The following is a 24794-nucleotide window of genomic DNA, read 5'->3' as shown; positions in this document are numbered from 1 at the left end:
CGCTCCTACCTGCGATCCAGAGTGATCGTAATCATCTTGAGTTCCGTCATGGCCTCCATCGTATGCAGCCCACCAAGGCGCCCGATACCGCTCTTGGTGTTCGTACCACCGCCGAAAGGCAGATGGATTTCCCAATAGGTGCTGCCGGAGTTGATGTTCACAATGCCTGCCGGAATAGCTTTAGCAACCGACAGACCGCGTTGCATGTCCTTGGTAAATACGCCCACCGACAGTCCATATTCGCTGTCTAGAGCAAGTTCGAGAGCCTCGCTGTCATTTCGGAACGTCAGCACTGGAACGACAGGTCCGAATGTTTCCTCTCGATTGATCCGCATATCGCGCGTTACACCGGCAATGACAGTTGGCTCAAAATACAGGTCACTCCCCAGATCGGGACGCGCCTTGCCTCCACAAAGCAATGTTGCACCACTCGCCACCGCATCATCGACATGTTCTTTCACCTTGACCGCAACCTTGGCATTGTTGAGTGGCCCCATCGTCGTGCCTTGCTGAAAAGGATCGCCTAGCACATGGCGCTCGGCATGCTGGACAAGCTTTTCACAGAGCGCATCGGCCACGGTTTCATGGACGAGTACGCGCCCAGTCGCGGCACAAACCTGCCCCGCGTTAAAGAAAGCCCCACCAGCGGCAGAAGAAGCAGCAGCCTCGATATCGGCATCCTCAAAGACGATAACCGGCCCGTTTCCGCCGAGTTCCAGGAGAAGTGGTTTGCCTGCTCCACGTTCGGCGATGCGCTTGCCCGTCGCAGCACTTCCCGTGAAACCGATTGCCGCGACATCGGGATGCACAACAACGGCATCACCCACGGTAGCGCCCTCACCGATCACCAGATTGATAACACCGTCAGGCAGCCCCGCCTGTTCGATGACTTCCATCAGAGCACAGGCGATCAAGGACGTTGAAGGTGCAGGAACCCAGACTATGACATTGCCCGTCGCTATACCCGGCGCGAGATACTCGACCGGAATGTTGACGGGAAAATTCCATGGTGTGATCACACCATAGACGCCACGTGCCTGGCGAATTGTCATTGCCAGCTTGGTCGGGTCCTCAGTGGGCAGAGTTTCTCCCCCCATCTGTTTGACAAGTTCGGATGCTAGACGAAAACCGTCTGCAGCCTTGCCGACTTCTCCCATCGCCTCAGAGAGCGGTTTACCCTGTTCCCCGGACAAGATACGTGCGAGCTTTTCCCTTGACGCATCAATCGCCGATCCGATTTTCACGCAAAGAGCCGCTCTTTCAAATATCGGCGTCGATGCCCAGGAAGAAGAAGCCGTCTTGGCTGCCATCACCGCCCTGTCGACAGTCGCAACCGTCGATTTCGGCAACAGCGCTATCTGCTTGCCAGTCGCCGGATTGATCGCTGGCATGGTTTCGGGCTCTGTCTCCCAACCGCCTGCGATATAATTTCCGATTTTAGCGGATGTGTAACCACCATCCATGATCTTCCCTCCCATTCATTCTGCTGCGTTTGCGAACGATTGGCTGTCCATATCCATTTCACGCCCGCCAATGACGAGACCGGCAGCGAACAAGCGCTGTGATGCCGTCACCACTTCACCACGCACATCCTCAAGCGGGAACGTGCCGGCACGCAGGTCGAGAACACTGGCGTCTCCTACAGCACCTGGTTTCAAAGTCCCGAGCTCAGGCCGTTGGACAGCAAGCGCCGGATTGATCGTCGATGCTGCGATAACGTCGCTGATCGGCATGCCGAGCGCCAGAAACTTGGACAATGTCGTCACCTGATCATAGGCCGGCCCGGTGATGCACAGCGCATGCACGTCGGACGAAATCGTATCGGGCATAAAGCCCTGCCCCATCATGGCCCGAGCGGTTTTCCAGGCGAATGAACCCATGCCGTGACCGATATCGAAGATAACCCCTCGTTCACGCGCTGCCAGAACTTCCGGTTTGATATTGCCCTTGCCATCGATCGGTGCATTGGGAAACGGACGGAAACAATGCGTGAGTACATCGCCCTTGCGAAGACGCGATACGACCGCTTCATAGGAAGGCGGTGGCTCGTCGATATGCGCCATTAGCGGAAGGCCGGTTTCATCGGCCACCTGAAGCGCCACATCAAGCGGCTGAATACCGGCGGGACCAGATGCATGACGTCCGATGCGAACCTTCACACCGACGATCACATCACGGTTTTCATTGATGACTTCGACTGCCTCGCGCGCGGCCAGAAGGCGAATGTCATGGCTTTCACCCAGCATGATGTTCTTGGCAAAACCATAGATACCCGCAAAGGATATATGCAGATAAACCAATACACGCGCCGTGCTGCGTTCGATGACATGTTTGCGAAAGCCCGGGAAATTGCCGGGTCCGGCGCTGCCGGTATCGACACATGTAGACACCGCGCTCTTGCGAGCGAACAGATCGGGGTCCACCCCGAGCGAAGTGCCACCCCAATACACGTGGGTGTGCAGATCGATCAGACCCGGGGTCACGATCAGGCCCGAAACATCGCGCATTTTTGTGCCTGTCAGTCCCTCTCCAACCGCGGCAACCCTGCCATCCTTGAAGGCCACATCCGTCACACGGTCAATGGCTTGCGAGGGATCGATTACCCGGCCATTCTTCAATACCAGATCATACGACATGAATTCTGCTTTCCGGTTCCTTTAATTGCTGATTGATGCGCGCGCCGCTGTCGCTCGAAAAGAAACGCACTGCTTCCGCGCTCGCGTTGAGGATAATTCTCGATCCAGGAGACAAACCGCTGGCATCGGTACAGGTGGCACGCACCGCGTGGTCCCCGATTGCGACATCGAGAAATTGGTAGGGCCCGGCTGGTTCGACGAGAACCAGATCCCCGGACAAATTCAGCCCGCCTGCCGCCCTTGGTACGGGCTTAAGATCGTGGGGACGAACGCCGATGATTTCACCCTTGGACCCGCCACACAATTCCGCAGGAAGAAAATTCATCTGCGGACTACCGATGAACCCGGCGACAAACTGGTTGGCGGGACTGGAATAAACCTCCATGGGACGTGCAAACTGTTGCAGCACACCATCCTTCATCACCGCAATACGATCAGACAGAACCATCGCCTCCTCCTGATCGTGGGTTACGAAAATGACCGTGATCCCAAGCTCCTTCTGCAAGCGCCGGATTTCCGTCCGCATGCGCACGCGCAGAGAGGCATCAAGGTTGGACAGGGGTTCGTCCATCAAGAGAACGGAAGGATTGCGGACAATGGCCCGCCCCACAGCGACGCGCTGTCTCTGACCGCCGGAAAGCGCAGCCGGGAGCCGGTCAAGCAAAGCTTCAATACCCAAAACTTCGCTGGCCCAGCCAATCTGCCGATTGATTGTCGCTTCATCGACTTTCTGTCGGCGCAGCGGAAATGCAATATTGTCGCGAACACTCATATGCGGATAGAGCGCATAATCCTGAAAGACGAGCGCGATATTGCGATCTCTGGGCGACAGATCCGACATCTCCTGACCGTCAAAGCGGATCGATCCCTCGCTGATCTCCTCCAGCCCCGCTATACAGAAAAGCAACGTTGACTTTCCGCAACCCGACGGCCCGAGAAATGAGATGAATTCGCCATCATCGATCGAAAGATCGAGGTTTTTCAGGATGTTTAACGCACCATATTGTTTGTTCAGGCCTGCGATCTGAATTGATGCCATAAGAGTTTCCTTTCAGCCCTTGACCGCGCCTGAAAGCGCACCCTGAACGAGGTATTTTTGAAAGAAGAAGGCGATTGCCACCGGAGGAATAATCGCCAGCACGCTCGCCGCGAATAGCGGGCCATATTCATTGAACCTAGCCTGGCTGAGAAACCCGGCGATAACCACTGGGATAGTCTGAGTTTTCGGCGTGGATGTCAGGATCATTGCGAAGAGAAATTCATTCCACGAAACCAGAAAGCAGAATATCAGTGCCGCGATAATTCCCGGCTTTACGACAGGTATCAGCACCTTGCGGAACATCTCGAACGGTGTGCATCCGTCGATCAGTGCCGCCCGCTCCAGACTGAGCGGTACATTTTCGAAGCTGGTCTTCATCATCCAAGCGGAAAGCGGCATCAGGATCGTTGAATATGCGATCACAAGCCCCAGATGTGTATCAATGAGGCCCAATATGCGAAACAGCACAAAAAACGGCAGGACGAGAGTGAGCGCCGGAACCATGCGCGTTATGAGAAGCGCCCACAAACTCACCGAAAAGAACCTATGCGAGGCATAACGGGCAAATCCATAACCGGCGAGAGTTCCCAGAGCCACATTGATAACCGAGACGACGACGCCGATACCAAAGCTGTTGAGCAACGATAAAGGTACGCGTGCCGCCTGCACACTTGTCGTACCACCACTTGGCATCAGAACAGCCCGGTAGTTATCGAGCGTCAATGCCGAAGGTATCATGGACGGTGGTGTTCGTATGAGATCCGTTGTTGGTGACAGACTGATGAGAACAAGCATGGCAACCGGGAGGAAGGACCACAGGAAGACTGTGATAACGGCAGTATAAAAGCCGATCGTGGTCAAACGCTTCGCCGTCTGCGGTTGGACAAGGCGACGTCTTGAGAAAGCAGGCAAGATTACCATGAATGCTCTGGTACGCGGCGCTGACGATAAGACCTCGGTCATGGCGTCCTGTGATGGTTGTTTCTGTTTTTTGGGAGACAGGAAAGCGAAATAGACCAGTGCAAGCAAAAGGCTAAGCATCATCAGCAAATATAGAAGTGCTGCCCCTTCTCCGAATTTCAGGAATTGAAACGACTGAAGATAGCCAAGCCAGGATAGCGTCGTGGTTGCCGCACCCGGACCGCCTCGGGTCATGATCCAGATAATATCGAAAGTCATCAGCGCATTGATGGTGGCAACGATCATCGCAAATAACAACGTGGATTTCAGCCATGGCAGGGTGATCGCCATGAAGCGCGTTACCGGCCCGGCCCCATCAAGCTCAGCTGCGCGATGCAGGTTGGAGGGCATGGATTGCAGGCTTGAGAGGAGCATGAGCGTCATCAGTGGCGCTTGGTTCCATATCTGGGTCAACGTAACGAGATTGAGCGCTCGAAAGCCGTCGCCAAACCAGGGACGTGCCAAATGCCCCATACCGATGTCATTCAGTAAACCGTTCAGCAGACCGAAGTTGCCTGCGTAGACGAAAGACCACAATACACCGATGGTTACCGGAGCCATTGCCCAGGGAATGAGGACGACACTGCGCAGAAATCCCCGGCCCGAAAAGTGCCTGTTCAGCACCAATGCCATGGCAGTTCCGACAACCGTCGTCCCCGCGACGGACAAAACCGAGAAATAAAGCGTTCGCCCCAATGCCGCCCAGAAGTCATCGTTGGAGAAGATGCGAGTGTAATTGCCTAAACCGACAAACACCCACTTCTTGGTAATGGGGTTCACACTTACAAATGAGAGATAGAAACTGTAGAGGAGCGGAATTCCGACGATAAGGATCATCAGGAAAAGTGTTGGTGTCACCGAAACATAGGCAAATGCCGGAAGCCGGAATAGTTGGCGCCGGTCTTTCGTGGGTATATGCGCTGAGCGACTGTCTATCGTAAGTGTCATCACGACCTCACACTCTTCGCCCGGCGAAACAGCCAAAAGCAGTCACCACCAGACTGGGAAACGGAAAGGGATAGACGGCGGTGGCCGGAGCGCTTCCAGCCAACAGCCTTATTGATACTGGGCCTTCAGCTCAGAAGCTTTCGCGGCAAGCGCGGAAACAAAGGCATCAGTCGAACTGCCTGAACGGATATATTCCTGGAGCTGCTGCATCATGAACATATCCCACTCCGGGAACCAGATCGCCTTGCCGATGGCGCGTGAGGTTGCCATGCCGAGTTGCTTGGCCGAGATGTCGAGGTCGCGCCACTTGGAAAAGCTCGCGACGATATCCGGGTCAGCCATCACTTCGCGATAAGCAGAACCCAGACCGAACTCGAGCGCCCAACGCTTGATGACATGGTACTGGCCATCCGAGGCCTTACCACCAAAAAACTGCAACAGATTCCAAACGCGCTGGTCGTCAACGGGCTGCGCGCCCATCAGATAGGCCGCGGTCCATGCCATGGTCGATTGGGTAGCACCTGGCATTAGTGCATTGCGCACTTTACCTGCGATCTTGGAAACGGCCGGATCGTTGACGACCTTGTGGTTGTAGTCATGCACCACCATGAATGTATGACGGCCGGAAGCATAGCTCGGCACACCTTCACCCGGCAGTGTCATGATGTCTTCCACAACGAGCTTTTCCTTGTAGACCGTCTGGAAAAATTCCAGCACTTTTCGAAGTGCCGGCTCATCGACGAAGTCGCCCTTCTCATCAAAGATCTTGGCCCCTTCGGAATACCAGCACGCAAAGATGTTCCACGACAGATCGGACCATTGCTGCTGCCACATGCCATGGAAGGGAGCATCGCTGATACCATCGGTTTTGAGCTTCCGGCTTAGCTCCAGCACTTCATCCCAGGTCTTGGGCACATCCGCCTTTGCTTTGGATAAGTGCTCCTCATTATAGAGAAAAGTATTGTATCCCGCATAATAGGGCAAACCGCACAATGGGCCACCATTCGGCAAGGATAATGACTGCACACTCACAGGAAACATGCCAGCCTTGATATCGGCCACACCCGGCAATGAATCTAGATCGCGGATCCATTCAGCAGCATGCCAGCGAGCGATATAGTTTTCCTCTGAGTAAAGCATATCCATATGCTGTCCGCCGGTCAGCTTGGTCTCTACGACGGGATGATAATCGCCGGTCACCAGCTCATACGCGACATTTTCATCATAGAGCTTTTTGAAGGTCTCTACATTTTCAGCGACAATCTGCGGCTGGTACTGCCAACCGATGAATGCCATGGCCGTGGACGGTGCCGCCATCGCCCGTTTGCCAAGCATTCCTGTGGCCGTAAAGCCAGCCATGCCCGCCAATACCTGTCTTCTAGACAGCAAGTATCGATCCAGCGCATTATTCATGCCAGTTCCCCATTTTATTTATTTTTGATTGCAAGAATTCGAACAATACGAACCCTAAAGAGAAAACTATAATCAACGCCCCTCAGGCGTTGATTGTCATCTTGGCATTTCAAATCTTATTTATGGTGCCAGTATGCGTGAAAATTATTCTCTGTCCAATATTTTTTTCATTTTTATGTCATTTTTTGACTGAAATCGCTTAGTTGCTTATAAAAGAAGCAAAATTTGATCCAAAAGTAAAATTTCATCAATCAATTGACTATCAATCGCACAAAGGCTGCGTCCGATCACTCCCCCGAACATTGGCGAGCTGCTGCTTGATGCGCCGCATCTTTTCACGACCAGTCTCGTTCCGCTCGATGGCAACTCCATAAGCAATGACATCGATACACATGAGGTAGGCGTAACGCATAGTTGCTGGCGACAGAATATCCTCGTCGGGAGGATTATCGACAGCGAGATGCAGATCGACTGCCTTGGCTATAAGACTATCCGAAGGACACAGGGCTATAGCTTTCGCGCCATAGCCTTGCGCAACAGTGACCACCCGCTCAAGCTCTCTGTTGTCGCCAGTCAACGAACAACACAACAATGCGTCGTCTCGTTCCACGGTGGAAGCCAGCATCAATTGCATCGTCTGATCGTCACTCGGAACAACTCGGATACCGAGCCTGAAAAAGCGGTTTTGTAACTCACCGATAAGCCATGACGACACGCCGCCACTGCCGAAAGCATAAAGCGTATGGCATCGACTGATGATTTTGATGATCTGTTCGGCTCGATCGAGATCCAGCGCGTGGTGCATATCCGAAATGGTCTTTTGCGCCCGCTGGCTGACACGCTCGGCTATTTCCCCTACCGAGTTCGGCGGAGTATCCGGCTCCATATATCGACGACCGACGCGAACGGAGCCCATGATTTTCAGTTTGAGATCCTTCAGCCCTTCGCAACCGACGGTACGCGCAAATCTGGTAATCGTCGGCGCAGAAACATCGAGCCAATTGGTCAACTCTTCGATTGGCAGCTCGACAAAGCGATGCGGTTCTCCAAGGATGCCCGCCGCAATCCGCTGATTGGATTTCGAAAAGCCCGATTGCATATCGACAATGATACCGATGACATCTCGAGGGTAGCGACTATCACGTGATGTTTGCTGTGTTTTGCCGACCCTCGTCGCGTTTTTCAATCCGATCTCCTCAGCCATAGAACCCCCTCCGCATCTCCAGGGAAGTTGCCAGAAAGTTCCATCATGTGTCAATCCGATGGAAAACGACGCGCCAGATAGCGCGCGCAACTTCGAGTCGTCTCGGAAAATCCGAACTGACAGCAAAGGCGGCGCTCGGATTGCAAAAAACCTCAAAGCTTCGTTTTGTTTATTCAGCATGCAAGGCACATATTGAACCGCAGCGTCCGAATTACTGCCGTAGCCTGAAACTGAGCGACGACCGTCGAGTGCTCAGTAAGAGCACGACCGTTTAGTCGTCCCGACAAGGAGAGAACTATCTAGGTTGTGATCGCATCAGCACTAAGCTTTCGATGAAGTTTGCGCCTGATTGCGCCCCCATGTTGTGTGGCCCCTATGATCGCCTACTTCTTCACCCTGCTTTTCAAACCATGTGCTGACGATTGCAGCGTCGACATAGCCTGGAACATTTGGTTCGAAAACAGACTTGACTTACAGTTCATAACGATCTGCGCAAAGTCCCAGCAATATGCGCCGTGATGGACTTGGTTGCGATTTCCCTGTCTGAAGACCATCTTCTGCGCAGTCGTTAATATTAAAGGCTACAAGCCGTTTCCCTCCTATTAAGTTGCGGTGCAGCGTCAGGAACCAGTTTTCAGACAACTGTTCCCACTCCGCTGCTGGTCGTGCCATCTGATTGCCAGTCAGAATCCGTGAGCACATCAATGATGAAACCGTTCCGTTTCCACCCCTATCATAGTTGTGCTCAACCTTTTTGGCGATCACCCAAAAGCGGCAGCGATAACCGTATCTGACTAGTCCTCGGGAGTATCAACCTCGCAGCCCACTCCTTGGCAGCCGATGTAATTGCCTTGGGTATCGAAGTTCGGATTACCGTCCCGGTCAAATTGTGGCCGGTCGTCGATCTGGCTTTCTGCGCGGCGTCGACGTTCCTCACCTACCCGGCAGTCGCGATCCCATTGCCGTCTTTCATCGTCGGCACGAGCACTTTATACAATAATAACATCTTGAAATTGGCCACCTGTTGTTTTTTTGTGAAGCCTACCAAGTAGGTGAAGAGATGGTATATATGATGCTATTTAATTAAATTACGAATTCTATTCACGTGGAATCGATATTTGTGCAATAATTCCAACCTTTGCTATTTCTCGGCGAAAAACACTCGCAAGCAACCCGCGTGTTCAAGCCAACCGTTGTTCGGCGGGAAACCAACGTGATGCCCTCAATCTGAGCGCGGTTAGCTGGGTTCCTACCCGGGAACAGAATGTTCCACTGAATGCAGCCAGTGCTGTGGTCGCGCCTTTTCCGAGACAGGAAGGCTTTGCTTTAATCAACCCGCCGATTTACCCATAAAAGGTAGACCGAGTGGCGGTGCACTGTATCCAGTCGCTCCCCTGCCCTTTTCAGCAGCCAGAAGAATATTCTAAATGTTTCAGACGATATTCACGGAGTACATCATGAAACATGAAGTCATTGAAATTCCTGTCATTTCCGACGCCATCCGTAAACTCGGCGCACCAACCTCCGCTTTGACGCGTGTTGGCGATCTTCTCTATACCTGTGGCATGCCTCCGATCGATCTGAAGACGGGCGAAATCGTCAAGGGCGATATATCGGTCCAGACGCGCGCATGCATGGAAGCACTGGCTTTCACACTGCGCCATGCGGGGTCTTCGTTCGAGAATGTCTTCAAATCGCTTGTTTTTATTACAAAAAACGAATTTTCCGCGGACATGAATGCGGTCTACCGCGAGTATTTTACGGGTGCTTTTCCGGCGCGTAGCTGCGTGACAATCAAGCCGTGGACTCATTTCGATATCGAGATCGAATGTATAGCTACTGTCCGATGACAGGTCTTATCCCACAGAAAAAAGCACAACGTGTCATAGGCCAGCACAATGTTTGCCATTGGGTATGTCTATTTGCTTAAAAGCTGCTCCGCTGCCATGGATGCCTAGAATAAATGCAAAAAATGAGGGTGATATGAAACTGGGCATCTCCAAATTCTCTCGTGGCCTCGCCGCGACGGTTCTGGCAGGGATCGTGGGACTTTCTGGTCCTTCGGTCGCAATGGCCGAGACGACCATCCGTTTGGGCCATGTGCTTGCCGATACGCATAGCTGGCACAAGGCATCTGTTGAGTTTGCCAAGGAAGTCGCCGAAAAAACCGAAGGCCGTGTCAAAATCGACATCTTCCCGTCTGGCCAGCTTGGCACGGAAAAGGAAGTCATCGAGGGCATGCAGATCGGCACCATTCAGGGCGGTCTGATCGGCAGCGGGTCTTTCCAGTTCGTAGAGCCGAAATTCGGCATTATCGAGATGCCCTATGCATGGACCAGCCGTGAGCAGGCCTTCGCCGCATTGGATGGCAAGCTTGGCACCACACTTGCCGATCTTCTGCGTCCGAAGGGCATCGAGGTGCTTGGCTGGTGGGAAAACGGCTTCCGCAATATCACGAACAACAAGCATCCAATCGTCAAGCCGGCAGACCTTGCCGGTCTCAAGATCCGCGTGACGCCGGACAAGGTTCGTCTCGCGACGTTCGAACTTCTAGGTTCGCAACCGGCGCCGCTGGCATTTGGGGAATTGTATTCGGCCTTGCAGCAAGGCGTTTTCGACGCTCAGGAAAACCCGCTTTCGATCATTGACGCCTCTTCGTTCTACGAAGTGCAGAAATATGTTTCGATGACGGGCCATATCTGGGGCGCGGCCTGCCTCACCGTATCGAGCATGACCTGGGCACAGATTTCTCCCGAGGATCAGGCCATTGTAAAGGCTGCTGCCGTCACTTGGGGAAAAGCCCAGCGCCAGATGGTGGCCGACAACGAGGTCGCACTTATCGAAAAGCTGAAGTCCAAGGGTATGAAGTTCAACGAGGTTGATAAGGCTGCATTCGTTGAAGCCCTCAAGCCGATTTGGGATAGCGAGAAGGACGTTTTCGGTCCTGAGCTGCTCGAAATCATGGATAGCTATCGCAAGTGATAGCCCGCGCTCCGCTCGCCATCGGCAAGCGGAGCGTTTTGAACGCTTCGCGTCCGTATCCGTACTAGCGAGATTTCCATGCAAAACAAGCCTTTGCCGCAGTCGCAGATTTCCAACACCATAGATCGGCTGGCCAGTTCCATTGGCGGATTGGCCATTGCCGCATTCACGTGCATCATCGTATATGTCGTCGTGTGCCGGTATGTCTTTTCCTTTACCCCGCGCTGGTCGGAGGAAATTCCTCGGCTTCTGTTGGTCTGGGTGACGTTCATCGGGGCAATCTCTGCGCTTATCCGCAATACGCATCTTTGTGCGGGATTGACGGATCTGCTTATCTCGCCGGGTCGGTTCCGTTCACTTCTAGCTTTGGCTGCCCGGATCGCGTCACTCCTGTTCCTGATCGTTGTTCTCTGGTCTGGATGGAAGATAACCGGTTTGACCTGGTCACATGAAACGACGGTGCTGAGCTGGCCAGCCGGTCTTGCTTACCTCGCACTGCCCGTTACGTCGACCGCTGCGTTGATTGCTCTCATTGCTCAGGGACTGCGCAAATGAGCCTTGCTCTTCTCGTTCTTTTTGCCGTTTTCGTTCTTCTGCTTTTAATCGATGCGCCAATTGTTGTTGCACTGACACTTTCGTCTGTAGCCTATTTGCTGGTAGGCGATGTCCTGCCGGTCATGGTTGTGGCACAGCGTATGGTCGCCGGTGTCGATAGTTTCACGCTGCTTGCAATTCCACTCTTCCTGCTTGCTGGTCTTTTGATGGTCCACGGCGGCCTCGCTCCCCGGATCGTCAATCTCTGCGCTGCTGTTGTCGGGCAACGGACGGGCGGCCTTGCAATCGTCATGATTGCGGCTTGCATGATGTTCGGGTCCCTCTCGGGCTCGGGTGTCGCGGATGTTGTGGCAATCGGCTCCATGCTGCTGCCAGCCATGAAGGAGCGCGGTTATCATCCTGGCTTTTCTGCCGCAGGTCTTGGTTGCGCCGGCTCGCTTGGCACAGTCATCCCGCCATCCATCGTGTTGATCGTCTATGGAACCGCAACGGGCACCTCCATTGGCCAGTTATTCATCCACTCCATTGGTCCGGGGCTCTTGCTCGGGCTTGGCCTGATGGTTGTTGCATGGTGGATATCCCGCCAGAACGGCTGGAAAGGCGGGGAGCCATTTAGCTGGTTACGGCTCGGCTCGGCTTTTCGTGAAGCCTTGCTGGCACTGCTGGCACCGGTCATCATTGTCGGTGGCATTCGTTTCGGCATCTTCACGCCGACAGAAGCGGCGGGCATTGGCGTTGCCTATGCCTTGGTCGTTGGCACCGTGATCTATCGTAACCTCACTTTCTCCAAAGTGTTCAGCCTGCTGCGCGACACAACGGAGATGACCGGCTCGATCCTGATCGTCATTGCCGCTGCTTCCGTCTTCGGCTGGATTTTGACGGTCGAACAGGTGCCGCAGCTTGTGGTGAATTCCATTACCGGTGCCACCGAAAGTGCAACGATCGCATTGATATTGATGATGGCGGCAGTTCTCGTGCTTGGTACGTTCATGGAATCGATTGCCATCATCCTCATTCTGGCGCCAGTTTTCCTGCCAGTCCTGCGCGCCTACGAGATCGATCCGGTTTATTTCGGCGTTCTGCTGACCATCAATCTGGCCATCGGTGCGAATACACCGCCGCTGGGCATCGACCTGATGGCCGCGTGCCGGACGGGTGGCATACCGATGTCGGCTTCTTTCCGCTATCTGCTGCCGTTCATTGGCGTCATGACGCTCATCATGTTCCTACTCGTGCTGTTCCCGAGCCTGATGACCGTGCTGTCTTTCGGCATGTGAGTCGCTTATTTAAAATTGCATTTGAAAGGTGAACCATGTCGTTCATATCGACCACCCGCGCCAATATCGACCGTTTCTGGTCGACGATTGAAAGCTCTGCCGAGATTGGACAAGGCCGCCCTGGAGGCCTCGCTCGATTGACGTTGACAGATGACGACCGGCGGATGCGGGATCTCTTCGTCAACTGGTGCCGCGATGCCGGATTGAGCGTCGAAATCGATGAGCTCGGCAACATCTTCGGTCGCCGCGAAGGAACCGATCCATCACTGCCACCTGTGCTGATCGGCAGTCATCTCGATACGCAGATCAATGGCGGTCGTTTCGACGGTATTGCCGGTGTTCTGGCCGGGCTGGAAGTGATGCGCACGCTCAACGATGTTGGTCATGTCACGCGACGACCGATCATCGTGGTGGATTGGACAAATGAAGAAGGCGCACGTTTTTCCCCGCCGATGGTTGCATCAGGCTGTTTTGTTGGGGCCTATGATGTTGACTGGGTCAAAGCGCTTATCTCGGATGACGGTGCCCGCTTTGGCGCCGAACTGGAACGCATCGGCTACAATGGAAACAAGCCGTGCCGGGCTGGCGACATTGATGCCTATTACGAACTGCATATCGAGCAAGGCCCTATTCTCGACCTTGAGCAGCGCGATGTCGGCGTGGTGACCGGTGGCTATCCGAGCTATGGGATGCGGGTGCGCTTTACGGGCAAGACCGCGCATACCGGTCCGACACCGATGGATCTGCGTCGCAATGCCCTGATCGCCGGTGCGCGTTGGCTGACTGCCGTTGACGATATCGGTTGGGATTTTGCCATTGGCGACGGTAAGGCGACGGGTGCACGATTGGCTGCATGGCCGAACAAGCCCGGTATCCTGTCCGATACCGCGCAAGCGATCTGTGATGTGCGCCATCCAGATCCTGCCACGGCGCGGGTCATGGGCGAAAAGATGCGCCGGGCGGTGTTTGAAAGTGCGGCGCGCGCTGGCTGTGACGCGGTTATTGAGGACGAATGGTTCTGGGGTGGCGATATCTTCGACCGCAGCATGGTGGATGGTATTCGTACCGAAGCGGCGCGGATGGAGTATGACTGGCGCGATATCCAGTCTCAGGCCGGGCACGATGCCTATTTCATGGCTCGTCATTGCCCGACGGCCATGATTTTCACGCCCTGCAAGGGCGGTGTGACCCATAACAATGATGAGAACTGTGACCGCGACGATATCGCTCCGGGTCTCAACGTTCTGCTGCACGCCGTTGTGGCGCGTGCTGACCGTTAATTGAAAAGATTGGGGACGCCGTCGCTTGCCGACAGCGTCCTCACTACATATCCGGCAGCAGAGCGCACAGTTCCAGCACGATGTCGATGAAATGCTGCTCGGCGCGGGAATATTCGCAGTCCGGATGGCTTACCAGAAAAACATCGGCGCCGAGCGGATAACCTTTGATCTCAAGTGGCCACAGCAGGCCGCTGGTGACCTCGTCATGGACCGCTGTTAACGGCAGAATGCCGATACCCAGCCCTGCCACGATCATGCGGCGCACTTCCTCCAGATTGGAGCTCTGGCCACTGATGCGTTCGCCAAGGCCGAGGCTTTCGCTCAGAACGGACATGGGTTCGAGCCCCAGTCCTTCGGTGGCGCAGGTAAAAGACACGAAGGATTCCTGTCTGAGCTCCCGTTTTTCCACCTCCTTGCGACCGAAAAACGGATGTTCAGCACCGCAATAGACGCTGAACTCTTCCCGGAAGAGCAACTGACAGTTCAGACTGAAAACTGGGCGGGACAACAGACATAAGCCAAGCCCGCATTTTTCCGTCTGAATACGCTTGATGGTATCCTGGCTGTTGCGAACCTCGATGACCCATGTCACCGACGGATAACGTTGGTGATAGAGACGCAGGGCCTCGTTGATGAGCGGCGATTCCAGATTGGAGATGATCTGGATGCGAACTTCGCCGAATTCTTCGATGGTACGTTCCTGAGTCAACTGCCCGATGCGCTCCACCGAGCGGAAAATCTCGCCGCATTCTTCATAAATTTTTTGCCCCCGCGCCGTCAGCTCGAATTTTCTGCTTCCGCGCAGAACCAGTTGACATGAGAGCTGTTCTTCAAGGCGTTGGAGCGCCTGGCTGACGGAAGGTTGGCTCATATTGAGACGAGCCGCGGCCCGCGTCAGGCTCCGCTCTTCAGCAATCATGAAGAACGACCGGAGGAGATTGAGATTGAGATCTGTCAACATGTCGCAATTCTAGAGCATTATCAGCAAAACAGCACGCTTGAGGGTTATGTCGCAAATTTTTCATCAGGTTAAAAGCGGCCTGATCTTCAGACGCAATTATGCTGCAAGCTCCGCAAAGACCTCGAATGGCGAGCGGTTGTCATTTGCGAACTGCTTCTTGCGGATCATATGTGCTACTTCGATGCCCGCGATTGTCGCTGAAGCCGAATGAAATGCCTTGAAGCTCAACATGTATTTGGTAACTCGCTTGATAAACCGGTGATCCTGCTCAAGGATGTTGTTGAGATATTTAACCTGCAGGATTTCAATCATCTTGCTGTGACCGGTTTTTTTCAGGATTGTGTTTACAGCTTGTGCTCCGGCCAGATTGGCTCCGCTTTTATCAATGACAATTTTGTCTGGAACACCGTTGGCTGCGATGGCTTTCTTGAAGAAACGCCGTGCAGCACCGAGATTTCGGCGTTCGGCGAGCATGAAATCAAGCGTTTGTCCGTCACGATCAACGGCTCGGTACAGATAGGTCCATTGACCACGAACCTTGATATAGGTCTCGTCAACACGCCATGACGCAAGCGTTCGACGTTTACGCTTCTGTGCCTGATCTGCGATCTGTGGCGCGTAACGGACAACCCAACGGTTCAATGTTGCATGGTCAACGTTCACACCACGTTCGGCCATAATTTCCTGCAAGTCACGATAGGAACCGGGATAGCGCACGTAAAAGTAAACGGCGTAAAGGATGACACTTTTAGGAAAATGAGCCCCTTTGAAATCGATTGCCATACCCTGTCACCTCACTCAATTATGCGCTCCGAAGGGACAGTAGCGGAGCAGAAGTGAAGATTTCGCGACAGAACCCGCTGGATCGCGTCGCCTTCTACATCGCCAAGGCGCATTTTTACGACCGGTTCAGGGGAACGTTCAATCCCCGTCAGGAGAAAGTCATTGCGCGTCTGTTCGAGGCAGGACCGGAGGGTTTTATCGGTGGCCTCAGTGCCGACAACTATCTGGCCATAACAAAGACCTCACGCGCAACCGCCACCCGCGATTTGCAGGATCTGGTCGACAAGGGCGCATTGACGCGCAGTGGTCAGCTTCGATTCACCCGATATGCGTAAGCGGAGCAAATTTGGTGGCCAAGACCCTGTTTCTGATTCCAAGTCAGAAATATTAAACACTGTGCATATCGTAAGTTCCGCATCGATATTTCATGGCTATGGGATTCCTGATTTTGGCAAATCATGATTCTCTTTTGCGATGCCGAAGAGAATGCTTCCCTCGCCCAAGCATGCTGACACGCTTTCACTGAACGCGTTGCGCAGTCTGGTCACGGGTTTGGTTGAGAAAACCGAACGTGCAGAGGCTCGGCTTGAAAAACTGGAAGCTGAGAATACAGCACTCCGTAAGGAGAATGCCGAGCTCCGTCTGGAAAACACCCGGCTTAAAGTTGAGAACCAACTCCTTCGCGATGAAATTGCGCGGCTGAAAAACCTGCCGCCACGGCCGCCGTTCAAACCGTCGGGCATGGATAAGTCAACGGACGCGAAAGCTCAGGACAAGCAGGCGGGCAAGAAGAAGCCGCGTGGACCGAAACTGGATGTCGAGCGCGTTGATCGGGATGTGGTTTTTCATGCCCGTGTTCGGGACGGTTCACGCTTCAAGGGCTACAAGAGCTATTACGTGCGCGATATAGTTTTGCGCGCTGAGGTTATTCACTACCGGCGCGAATGCTGGGTTGCTCCGAACGGTAAGACTATTCTTGCGCCGCTACCTGCCGGAATCGTCGGTGGTTATGGCCCAAACCTCAGGCGGCTCTGCCTGATGCTGCATGCGCAAGGTCAGGTCACAGCGCAACGGTTGTCGACCCTGCTTAATGACATCGGCATGGACATCTCCAAACGCCAGGTTGTGCGTTTGCTCACTAGGGGGCTGGATGGCTTTGTTGCTGAGGATGCTGCCGTTCTGCATGCTGGCCTGGTGTCGGAAGCCTATGTAACGGTCGATGACACCGGGGCCCGTCATGCGCGTGATAACTTCTATACCACCCATATTGGCGGCGAGCATTTTACCGTCTTTCGCACCACGAGAACAAAATCCCGCCTGAACTTCCTGTCGCTCTTGCGCGGCAATTACCAGGATTATGTGCTTAACGATGCTGCTTCTGATTATCTGAAGACGCGACATGGCGTGGATCCGACAGTCATCGCCAGGCTGCAAACACGCACACCTCAACGCTTTTGCAACCAGGTCCCCTTTCTGGAACACCTGGCGCAAAAAAGTGTCGACATCTTCGATAAGGACATGGTTCGGGCCGTCGCGGAAGCGGGCATCTGGGGTTCTGTTCGCCACCACGGCCTGCTGGGCAATGCCGTCATTATCTCCGACGATGCCGGCCAGTTCCGGGTTGGCAATCATGCGCTGTGCTGGGTGCATGCGGAGCGACTGCTGCAAAAGCTGATGCCGGCGACGCCACAGCACGTCCGGTGGGTGGAAAATATACGCGATCTCATTTGGAGCTTCTACAGGGCGCTCAAGGCATTCAGGCAGAAGAGCCCCTCACCAGGATCAATCAGCGCTTTCCGGCAACGGTTTGACCGCATCTTCTCTATCCGGACGGGTTGTGTGGAGCTGGACAAGCTGTTGGCACGCCTGCTACGCCGCAAGGAAGAACTGCTCAAGGTTCTCGAACGCCCGGAAATTCCGTTGCACACCAACGCGTCCGAGCGATCTGCGCAGCTGCGTCACCAAACGCAAGATCTCGGGTGGCACAATGAGCAAAGAGGGGCGCATTGCCCGCGATACCATGCTGGGCCTTATGAAGACCTGCAAAAAGCTTCGGCTTTCCTTCTGGCATTATCTCGGCGACCGGCTTGGTATATCCAGTCAACAAACAGCCATTCCGGAGCTTGCAGGCCTCATTATCGCCAAGGCCTGATCCCACTTACTTCCGACTGTCAGGCTTTGAGAATGGCACCACCCGACCTGCTCTTGTTGGTGCTTCATCCATAATATGACCACCCGTCAAGCTCAGTAATGACGGTGAAACATTCCACTGATTGTCGTCATCCGTGTGCACCGTCACCGTCTTGCGATTGCGACGAATAACAAAGCCTCGAACCATCGTACCATCTGGCCCTTCAAACATCACGCCACTGCCGATCTTAATCTCCTGCAGCACAGCGGCTGTCTTTTGTTGATGGAGAAACTGCAATCGCTCAACGATGTGCCGGTTCAATTCCATCAGCGTGGCTTCATCAAGACTATCAATATCGAGCTCGGTAATCGGAGTCTTCTTCATCGTGCAATCTATACGACCTTCTTGGGCAAAAGGAATTATGGTAGATTGCAACTCACCGTGCAACTGCACAACAAAATGGCACCGCCAACGGATATGCCCCGCTTACCCTTCGAATTGACGAGCAGATTCTCGTTCATCGCGGTTTTTAGAGCATATAAAAACAATGACTTAACATCGATTTGTCAACCTAAATGACGCTTAGATTTCGTTACATCGAGGGTGTTTTTCTTTGCCTTTCACCATCGATAAGTATAGGTTATCGGAGGTGATTGATTTCAGGCCGCAAATCAGTGAGAATCGGAGCAAAAGCAGCGCACGAACCAAGCGCTTTCGACCCTTTAGAGGACAGGTTTTTGAGCGCAACATCCAACTCAGCTGTCGAACGCCGCGCCGAAACACTCGACACGATTGCCGCCGTGTTGCCGATGCACCGGCGCGATATGCTGGCAGGTATTCTGAGCGATGAAGATGTCGCAACGCTCCGGCATCTCGTCAATGAGGGCATGGGCGAAAACACCCTGCGCGCACTGACTTCAGACCTGGCCTATCTTGAAGCCTGGTCACTCGCTGCAACCGGCAGCCCCGTCCCCTTCCCCGCACCCGAAGCCCTGTTGCTCAAATTCATCGCGCATCATCTTTGGCGTCCGCAGCAACGCGAGATCGAACCCGATCATGGCATGCCGGCCAACGTGGAAACAGACCTGCGCCGAGGTGGCTTTCTGCGGGTATCTGGACCGCATGCGCCTGCCACCGTCCGCCGTCGTCTGGCCAACTGGTCGACACTCACCCGTTGGCGCGGCCTGGAGGGTGCGTTTTCATCGCCGTCCGTCAAATCGGCCATCCGGCTTGCGGTGCGTGCCGTGAACCGGCCACGCAGCCGCAAGAGTGCCAATGCGATTACCGGCGATATTCTGGGCAAGCTGCTGGCAACCTGTTCCGGCGAGGATCTCACCGCCTTGCGTGACCGGGCCATCCTGATGGTGGCCTTTGCGTCAGGCGGGCGAAGGCGTAGTGAAATCGCCGGTTTGCGTATAGAACAGCTCGTCAAACATACGCCCGTCACCGATGAGGACGGTTCTCCCCTACCCTCACTCGGCATTCATCTCGGTCGCACCAAAACCAGTGGTGCCGATCACGATGAAATCGTCTATCTGACCGGTCGGCCCGTTGAAGCTCTTACCATCTGGCTGGAAGCAGCCAGGATCGACAAGGGCTGTGTGTTTCGAAAAGTCGATCGCTGGGGCAATGTGTCCGCGCGAGCGCTCGAACCCAGCGCCGTCAACCGGATCGTCAAACAGCGCGCGCAAATGGCAGGGCTGGATGCCACAGAGTTCTCCGCCCACGGTCTTCGCTCCGGCTATCTCACCGAAGCCGCCAATCGTGGCATTCCGCTGCCTGAAGCCATGGAACAATCACGTCATCGCTCCGTGCAACAAGCATCCGACTATTACAACAATGCCAAACGGCGCAGCGGACGGGCGTCACGGCTGCTATGATGTCCGATGCTTAATCAATGATCGACCTTGAGGAGCGCGATGGCCAGCGACTGCTGCGTTAAGACCGTTGGACAGGAATTCATCATACCACGAGATCATGTGACCAATATTCTCATTTGCAGGGTGGGAAGCATCTGCAACAATCAACTCAGCGCTGATATGAGCCATGGAAACTACAGAACGGGCGGTCTCCGGCACGTAATGCAATTCTTCCCCGGCTTCATGGCGCGCGCGTATGATTTGATATCAAATATTTTCCGGAGAAGTCGACGTACTCGCAAACATCAATTGCCGCATTCATCATGCTCCTTATCAGATTCCAATTCCTACGCATGCAGACTCCGTCGATATTGAGCAATGTTATGCTGATCGTATGGTCGAATGGCTTCAAAGCAACGCTATAACAACAATCATTCCTTTCGCCTGCCTCCAATTATTGCGGACGATCTGCATGTCTGAATAGTGTTGGAAGCGGTCGTTGCGATGGTCACCATAGAAGGGCTGCATTGCCGACGAAGCGGACGTTGAACGGACCTGTAAGTTGGTGCTACGGTCGCGCAGGGATTTCGTTACAATAACCAAATCTTCTGAGGAGAATGGGCAGCATGATAGGCTACGTAACCGTTGGCGCTGACGATATCGCTCGCGCGAGAAGGTTTTACTCTGCGTTCCTGCCAGCGCTTGATTACGAGCTGACTGAGGGGACCGAAGGCCTGAGCTACGTGCTACCCGAACAGCCGGGCCCGTCAGCCGCTCTGCCGGATTTCTACGTCAAGCCTCCCTTCAACGGGCGCCTGGCTTCAGCTGGCAACGGTACAATGATCGCATTCCAGGCTCGCAGTCAAAAACAGGTTCGTGACCTTCACGCCGCCGCGCTTGCCGCAGGGGGCGTTGACGAGGGCCAACCGGGCTTCCGTAACTCATACGGTCCTAAATTTTATGTCGGTTACCTACGCGACCCTCAGGGCAATAAGATCGCCCTGTTTTCCAACGATCCAAACGAACCCGGGAGAGACGATTAGCGCGAGTACCTCGGGCGACATAGGTCATTTTCGTCCGGCTTGTAAAAGGTCCGCAATAAGGCCCAACCTGTCATTGCAAGATTGATTTGCGTATGTCTGCAACGGGGGTGGAAAGCTGACTGGCCGCTTTGCGATCGAAAAAGGAGAATCGTACGAACGTGGCAACACTCAGCCGGATGCTCAATTTGCGATCAAACGAGGTCGGGCTGTGAATCTGGAATGTCCAAGTTATCCGCGCCCTGCTCTCCAATATTGCCATCGGTAGCTTCCCACCAATCGCCTAACGCATCGATGAGCGGCACCAGTCGCTCTCCGGCAGTTGTCAGGTCGTACTCGACGCGAAGTGGATAGCCCCCGAATTCGGTACGGCGTACAATACCAGCATCCTCGAGCTTCCGCAGTTCGAGCGTCAACATCTTGTGAGAGATTGTCGGATTGTCCCGGCGAAGATCACTGAACCGCTTCGTACCTTCCTGCAGATAATAGATCAGCAACGTCGGCCAACGACCGCTGAGAATCAGCATGACCTCTTCGATAGGGCAGCGGGAAATAACGTCTTTCATCAGCAGCTCATGGTAACAAAAAAGTGCGTAATTTACTTGGCGAAACCGCCTGCTAAGGTTCGGCTTCGCTGCGCAGCGTGATCAGAAGAAATCATGGAGAACAAGAACATGGAACCCATACTCTTATACGGCTTTCCGGCGGGAAGCTCTATGGGACTCGTCGCCGCTCTCGAATGGATGGGCAGGCCCTATAAGCTCTGCCGCGTCGACATGCTCGGCGAGATGCGTGATCCATCCTACAAGCGGATCAATCCGCGCGTTGAGACACCCGCGTTGGTAGCAGATCAAGGTGACGTACTCACCGAAACCATGGCTATCGCTGCGTGGCTGGAGGCCCGAGACACCGAGCGGCGCATTAGCTTCGATCCACTGTCGCACGAAGCCGACCGGATGCATCAGTTGATGGCGTTCATCAACACCGGATTCACCGGAGTGTTTGGCCCCCTTTGGGCTGCGATGGAAATGCAGCCCCCCAACCCGGCGATGCAATCGGCCTTGAAAGAATGGGGCAGCGAAGGCGTCATCGAACGCCACGACCGGCTTGAGGAGATGATTGCAGACTCTCGATTTCTGATCGCCGATAATCCGACACTAGCTGACGGCATTCTGATCGGGGTCGCCCGTTGGCTCGACTTCCATCAAGTGGCCGACATGGCGCGCTGGCCAAAACTTGCTGCCCTTAGAGGACGCATCGAAGCCGATCCGGCCGTCGTTTATGCGACATCGCTGGAGAACGGTGAGATATCGCCAGGCAATGGAGCTTGCCGAGGCCATGTCGATTTGACGGAAGTTATCGACCAGTTCGGCTTCAAATAGCCCCAAGATGCGCGGCCTACGATCATCTACGCAGGGACGCGGAAGAGCAACGTTTGAATTGGTTTCCAAAAAGACAGCTGGCTTGTCGCGAATATCAGGAGTTCCGCGTAAAAAACTCGTGTTCAAGCAGCCCCATCATTACGTCGTCGTGCCAGGTACCATTTACAAACGCCGCCTCTCGTTCCCTGCCTTCAATGACGAATCCGCATTTTTTATAAGCTGGGATTGCACGTTGATTGTAAGCAAGCACCCGGATTCCTATTCGATGAAGCTGCAAGTCAGCAAAGGCGTGTCGCAGAAGCAATAAAATAGCTTCGCTGCCCAAGCCTTTGCCCAGCAATTGCGGATCGAGAATTCCAACCGCCATCGACGCACGCCGGTCGTGTAAATCAACATTATCCAGCCTGATTTCGCCGATCAGTCTGCCGTGAATCTCGATCACCCAGGCATGCGGATGATCGATGAGCCTCTGGACCCATCGCGTCGCACCGTCTCTTGTCAACGGAAGTTGGAGGCCCCGACTCACTCCAAACATCTCTATTATTTCTGCGTGATTACCCAGGGAAAGGCGAGCTTCCACATCCTCAACGGACGCTTGCCGGAGCCGAAGGTTTCTTCCTTCCAATATTGCCGTCATAGCTTCCTCCAAACGTTCTGCAAGAATTTCCAATCAAGCGACAAATCTGCATCGGTTTATGTGACTAATACTCCTCACGGCACCGGTCATGAGCAAGGTCCGCGTTCCAGAGTGCTGAAGATGACCACGAACGGCCGAGATCAACATCGAGAATGGTCGCTCCACCGATGGAGCCTACGTCCCCGCCGTGCCGACCAAGTGTGGTGCCGATCCGCGCAGTGGCAGCCGATCTTGACTATACAACAATGCCAGTCGGCACAGTTTTTCAAGGCTGCTTTGAAGTCAGGCAATCTGGTGCATTTGTCTAAAGCTTCTCCCATGCGCTAGTATCTGGATACCTGTTGCAACAGACTTTTATCGGGAGGATGCCACGCCAAACGTTATCGATAGCCGTCTCGTCAACGCTTTCCTTGATAATGCAAGCTTGTCGGAAACCGATCTTTTGCCGGATACAATCTCTGGTCAGATTGATGAGCGTCGTCGTAGGCAAGGTGGATTGTGGGTAGGGGGCAAGTGCGAACTGACAGCCGCCACTCTGAGTTTCCGCCTAAACGACATGAACCGGGCATTGCATCCTCATCCTGACGAATTGAGTGTTGAAATACATTTGGAGGACATCGTCGGGATTTCAGTTCACCGCAGACTGATTACAGACGCCATAACCGTCAAATTTGCTACCGGAGTACTGAAAATCCGATGCTTTAGGGCCAAATCCTTTACTGCGGCAATCGAGGCTGCGCGACTGGCCATGCATGAACAGGCCGTCAAAACGGAGCAGGGACAGCCCAATCGATAGAGACACGATCAGGAAGACCAGACCGGAAGGGTGCTCACAACAGTGACCCCTCCCCTTGTTGACAAAAGAAAAGCCGTTGAGTTTCTGAAACACCCCCAACGCGGAGATGGCATTCATCAGGGTGCGGCCAAAACGCAGGCCCTTACCTATGCTCTCGAAGCAATAATCGAAGAAAGCCTTCTTGAGAATTTCAGGTACAGGGAAAGTATGGCAAGAGGAGCGGTGGTCTTTTCGTTGGCGAGTAGAAAACGGACGGACGCCATGGCATTGTCGCGGCTATGACAGATGAACCCAGTTTGCACTTTAGCGGCTTTTCGCTTTGGATAGATGGACGCCAGTTCCCGGATGTGTTGGACTTCTGGGATGGGAATTGGCTGATGGTTCGCGCGCGCATGGAGGCTAACGGCGCACATGTCGAATGTGCAGGGCCAATCCTGATGACTACGGACATCAGGAAATTCCGCGGTCAACTAGATGTATTGGCGACCTCTTTGGCAGGCGAAGCCACACTCAAGGGCTTGGAACCGGAAATCAATGTCGTTCTGAGAATGCAGAAGTTGGGTCATGTTGAAGCGGTGATTGAAATTACTGCTGATCACATCAATCAATATCATCGTTTCATCGTGGAGGGAGACCAGTCCTACCTGCCCGGACTTATCCGTTCATGCGATGCCATTCTCTGCAAGTTTCCTGTCATCGGAAAGGAGAGTGTCTGATCGAAAGACAACCAGCCAGTTTAGCTATTACGAACTAAAACGGCCGGGTTGAGGTGGGAAACGGTCAGTCGGCTTGCAGGTAGGGAGGGTAGAAGCGGCAAGTAGTGCCGCAAAAATCTGCCGTGCAAGTCGGACTTTCACGTCCGACTATCGCGACAAAGGTTCCCGTGAGAATTCAAAGTTAGCGCGTCCCGA

General features: G+C 54.1%; 21 protein-coding genes and 2 pseudogenes. 11 read left to right on the top strand and 12 right to left on the bottom strand.

All coding sequences use genetic code 11. The annotated features are described in order from the left end of the window. Nucleotides 1-5: 5 nt before the first annotated feature. The 6 genes from FGI60_RS22585 to FGI60_RS22560 all read right to left on the bottom strand — a co-directional run bounded on the left by FGI60_RS22585 (nt 6) and on the right by FGI60_RS22560 (nt 8380). Nucleotides 6-1478 carry an aldehyde dehydrogenase family protein gene (locus tag FGI60_RS22585; RefSeq protein WP_235889903.1) on the bottom strand — a complete coding sequence of 491 codons (1473 nt, stop codon included), beginning with the start codon at nt 1476-1478 and terminating at the stop codon, nt 6-8. Next, nucleotides 1479-2636 carry an amidohydrolase/deacetylase family metallohydrolase gene (locus FGI60_RS22580; RefSeq protein ID WP_138787096.1) on the bottom strand — a complete coding sequence of 386 codons (1158 nt, stop codon included), beginning with the start codon at nt 2634-2636 and terminating at the stop codon, nt 1479-1481. Continuing rightward, complete coding sequence (locus FGI60_RS22575; RefSeq protein WP_138787095.1) at nt 2626-3675, bottom strand: ABC transporter ATP-binding protein; 1050 nt, start codon at nt 3673-3675, stop codon at nt 2626-2628. The genes FGI60_RS22580 and FGI60_RS22575 overlap by 11 nt, the downstream gene beginning before the upstream one ends. Before the next feature lie 12 nt (nt 3676-3687). Beyond that, nucleotides 3688-5583: an ABC transporter permease gene (locus FGI60_RS22570; RefSeq protein ID WP_138787094.1), complete on the bottom strand. Its 1896-nt coding sequence runs from the start codon at nt 5581-5583 to the stop codon at nt 3688-3690. Nucleotides 5584-5691: 108 nt separating this feature from the next. Next, complete coding sequence (locus FGI60_RS22565; RefSeq protein WP_138787093.1) at nt 5692-6996, bottom strand: ABC transporter substrate-binding protein; 1305 nt, start codon at nt 6994-6996, stop codon at nt 5692-5694. A gap of 262 nt (nt 6997-7258) precedes the next feature. Next, entirely contained in the window at nt 7259-8380 is a 1122-nt protein-coding gene (locus FGI60_RS22560; protein ID WP_138787092.1) for a MurR/RpiR family transcriptional regulator, read from the bottom strand. Between the two features lie 1277 nt (nt 8381-9657). On the opposite strand from FGI60_RS22560, the gene FGI60_RS22555 reads away from it, so the two are divergent. The 5 genes from FGI60_RS22555 to FGI60_RS22535 all read left to right on the top strand — a co-directional run bounded on the left by FGI60_RS22555 (nt 9658) and on the right by FGI60_RS22535 (nt 14294). Next, complete coding sequence (locus FGI60_RS22555; protein ID WP_109366782.1) at nt 9658-10050, top strand: Rid family hydrolase; 393 nt, start codon at nt 9658-9660, stop codon at nt 10048-10050. A 133-nt stretch (nt 10051-10183) separates the two neighbouring features. After that, entirely contained in the window at nt 10184-11182 is a 999-nt protein-coding gene (locus tag FGI60_RS22550) for a TRAP transporter substrate-binding protein (RefSeq protein ID WP_138787091.1), read from the top strand. A gap of 78 nt (nt 11183-11260) precedes the next feature. After that, nucleotides 11261-11737, top strand: a complete 477-nt coding sequence (locus tag FGI60_RS22545; RefSeq protein WP_109366784.1) for a TRAP transporter small permease — start codon at nt 11261-11263, stop codon at nt 11735-11737. Next, a complete protein-coding gene (locus FGI60_RS22540; protein ID WP_109366785.1) occupies nt 11734-13014 on the top strand; it encodes a TRAP transporter large permease in 1281 nt (426 codons plus the stop codon). Before FGI60_RS22545 ends, FGI60_RS22540 begins: the two co-directional genes overlap by 4 nt. A 35-nt stretch (nt 13015-13049) precedes the next feature. After that, nucleotides 13050-14294 carry a Zn-dependent hydrolase gene (locus FGI60_RS22535; protein WP_138787090.1) on the top strand — a complete coding sequence of 415 codons (1245 nt, stop codon included), beginning with the start codon at nt 13050-13052 and terminating at the stop codon, nt 14292-14294. Nucleotides 14295-14337: 43 nt separating this feature from the next. Here the strand turns inward: FGI60_RS22535 and FGI60_RS22530 are convergent, their stop codons facing one another. Together FGI60_RS22530 and FGI60_RS22525 are read right to left on the bottom strand one after the other, a co-directional pair. After that, complete coding sequence (locus FGI60_RS22530; RefSeq protein WP_109366787.1) at nt 14338-15255, bottom strand: LysR family transcriptional regulator; 918 nt, start codon at nt 15253-15255, stop codon at nt 14338-14340. A gap of 96 nt (nt 15256-15351) precedes the next feature. After that, nucleotides 15352-16038 (bottom strand): IS6 family transposase, encoded by a 687-nt coding sequence (locus FGI60_RS22525; protein WP_138787089.1) that lies wholly within the window; start codon nt 16036-16038, stop codon nt 15352-15354. A gap of 74 nt (nt 16039-16112) precedes the next feature. Here FGI60_RS22525 and FGI60_RS22520 point away from each other — a divergent pair. Continuing rightward, nucleotides 16113-16373 (top strand): annotated as a pseudogene (locus FGI60_RS22520) (DUF4172 domain-containing protein); the annotation flags it as partial. Nucleotides 16374-16512: 139 nt separating this feature from the next. Continuing rightward, nucleotides 16513-18190, top strand: a pseudogene (locus tag FGI60_RS26570) (IS66 family transposase). Nucleotides 18191-18196: 6 nt separating this feature from the next. Here the strand turns inward: FGI60_RS26570 and FGI60_RS22505 are convergent. Then, the gene (locus tag FGI60_RS22505; protein WP_138787088.1) at nt 18197-18553 is read right to left on the bottom strand and encodes a hypothetical protein; all 357 of its coding nucleotides are present in this window, start codon (nt 18551-18553) and stop codon (nt 18197-18199) included. A 425-nt stretch (nt 18554-18978) separates the two neighbouring features. On the opposite strand from FGI60_RS22505, the gene FGI60_RS22500 reads away from it, so the two are divergent. Further along, nucleotides 18979-20049, top strand: coding sequence for a site-specific integrase (locus FGI60_RS22500; RefSeq protein ID WP_374844136.1), 1071 nt, complete (start codon nt 18979-18981; stop codon nt 20047-20049). A 605-nt stretch (nt 20050-20654) separates the two neighbouring features. Further along, entirely contained in the window at nt 20655-21071 is a 417-nt protein-coding gene (locus FGI60_RS22490; protein ID WP_094574735.1) for a VOC family protein, read from the top strand. A gap of 191 nt (nt 21072-21262) precedes the next feature. Here FGI60_RS22490 and FGI60_RS22485 read toward each other — a convergent pair whose 3' ends face one another. Further along, on the bottom strand, nt 21263-21634 hold the full coding sequence (locus FGI60_RS22485) for a winged helix-turn-helix transcriptional regulator (RefSeq protein WP_094574732.1): 372 nt from the start codon (nt 21632-21634) through the stop codon (nt 21263-21265). 108 nt (nt 21635-21742) lie between these two features. Here FGI60_RS22485 and FGI60_RS22480 point away from each other — a divergent pair, with 108 nt between their 5' ends. Beyond that, a complete protein-coding gene (locus FGI60_RS22480; protein WP_094574730.1) occupies nt 21743-22450 on the top strand; it encodes a glutathione S-transferase family protein in 708 nt (235 codons plus the stop codon). A gap of 94 nt (nt 22451-22544) precedes the next feature. Here the strand turns inward: FGI60_RS22480 and FGI60_RS22475 are convergent, their stop codons facing one another. After that, complete coding sequence (locus tag FGI60_RS22475; protein ID WP_094574728.1) at nt 22545-23087, bottom strand: GNAT family N-acetyltransferase; 543 nt, start codon at nt 23085-23087, stop codon at nt 22545-22547. A 628-nt stretch (nt 23088-23715) separates the two neighbouring features. Then, the gene (locus tag FGI60_RS22470; RefSeq protein WP_138787086.1) at nt 23716-24000 is read right to left on the bottom strand and encodes a hypothetical protein; all 285 of its coding nucleotides are present in this window, start codon (nt 23998-24000) and stop codon (nt 23716-23718) included. A gap of 161 nt (nt 24001-24161) precedes the next feature. On the opposite strand from FGI60_RS22470, the gene FGI60_RS22465 reads away from it, so the two are divergent. Then, nucleotides 24162-24599 (top strand): WapI family immunity protein, encoded by a 438-nt coding sequence (locus FGI60_RS22465; protein WP_094574722.1) that lies wholly within the window; start codon nt 24162-24164, stop codon nt 24597-24599. Nucleotides 24600-24794: the final 195 nt, after the last annotated feature.

Source organism: Brucella haematophila (assembly GCF_005938105.1).
GTDB classification, from domain to species: Bacteria; Pseudomonadota; Alphaproteobacteria; order Rhizobiales; family Rhizobiaceae; genus Brucella; species Brucella haematophila.
This window is presented reverse-complemented; position numbering and strand designations above follow the sequence as displayed.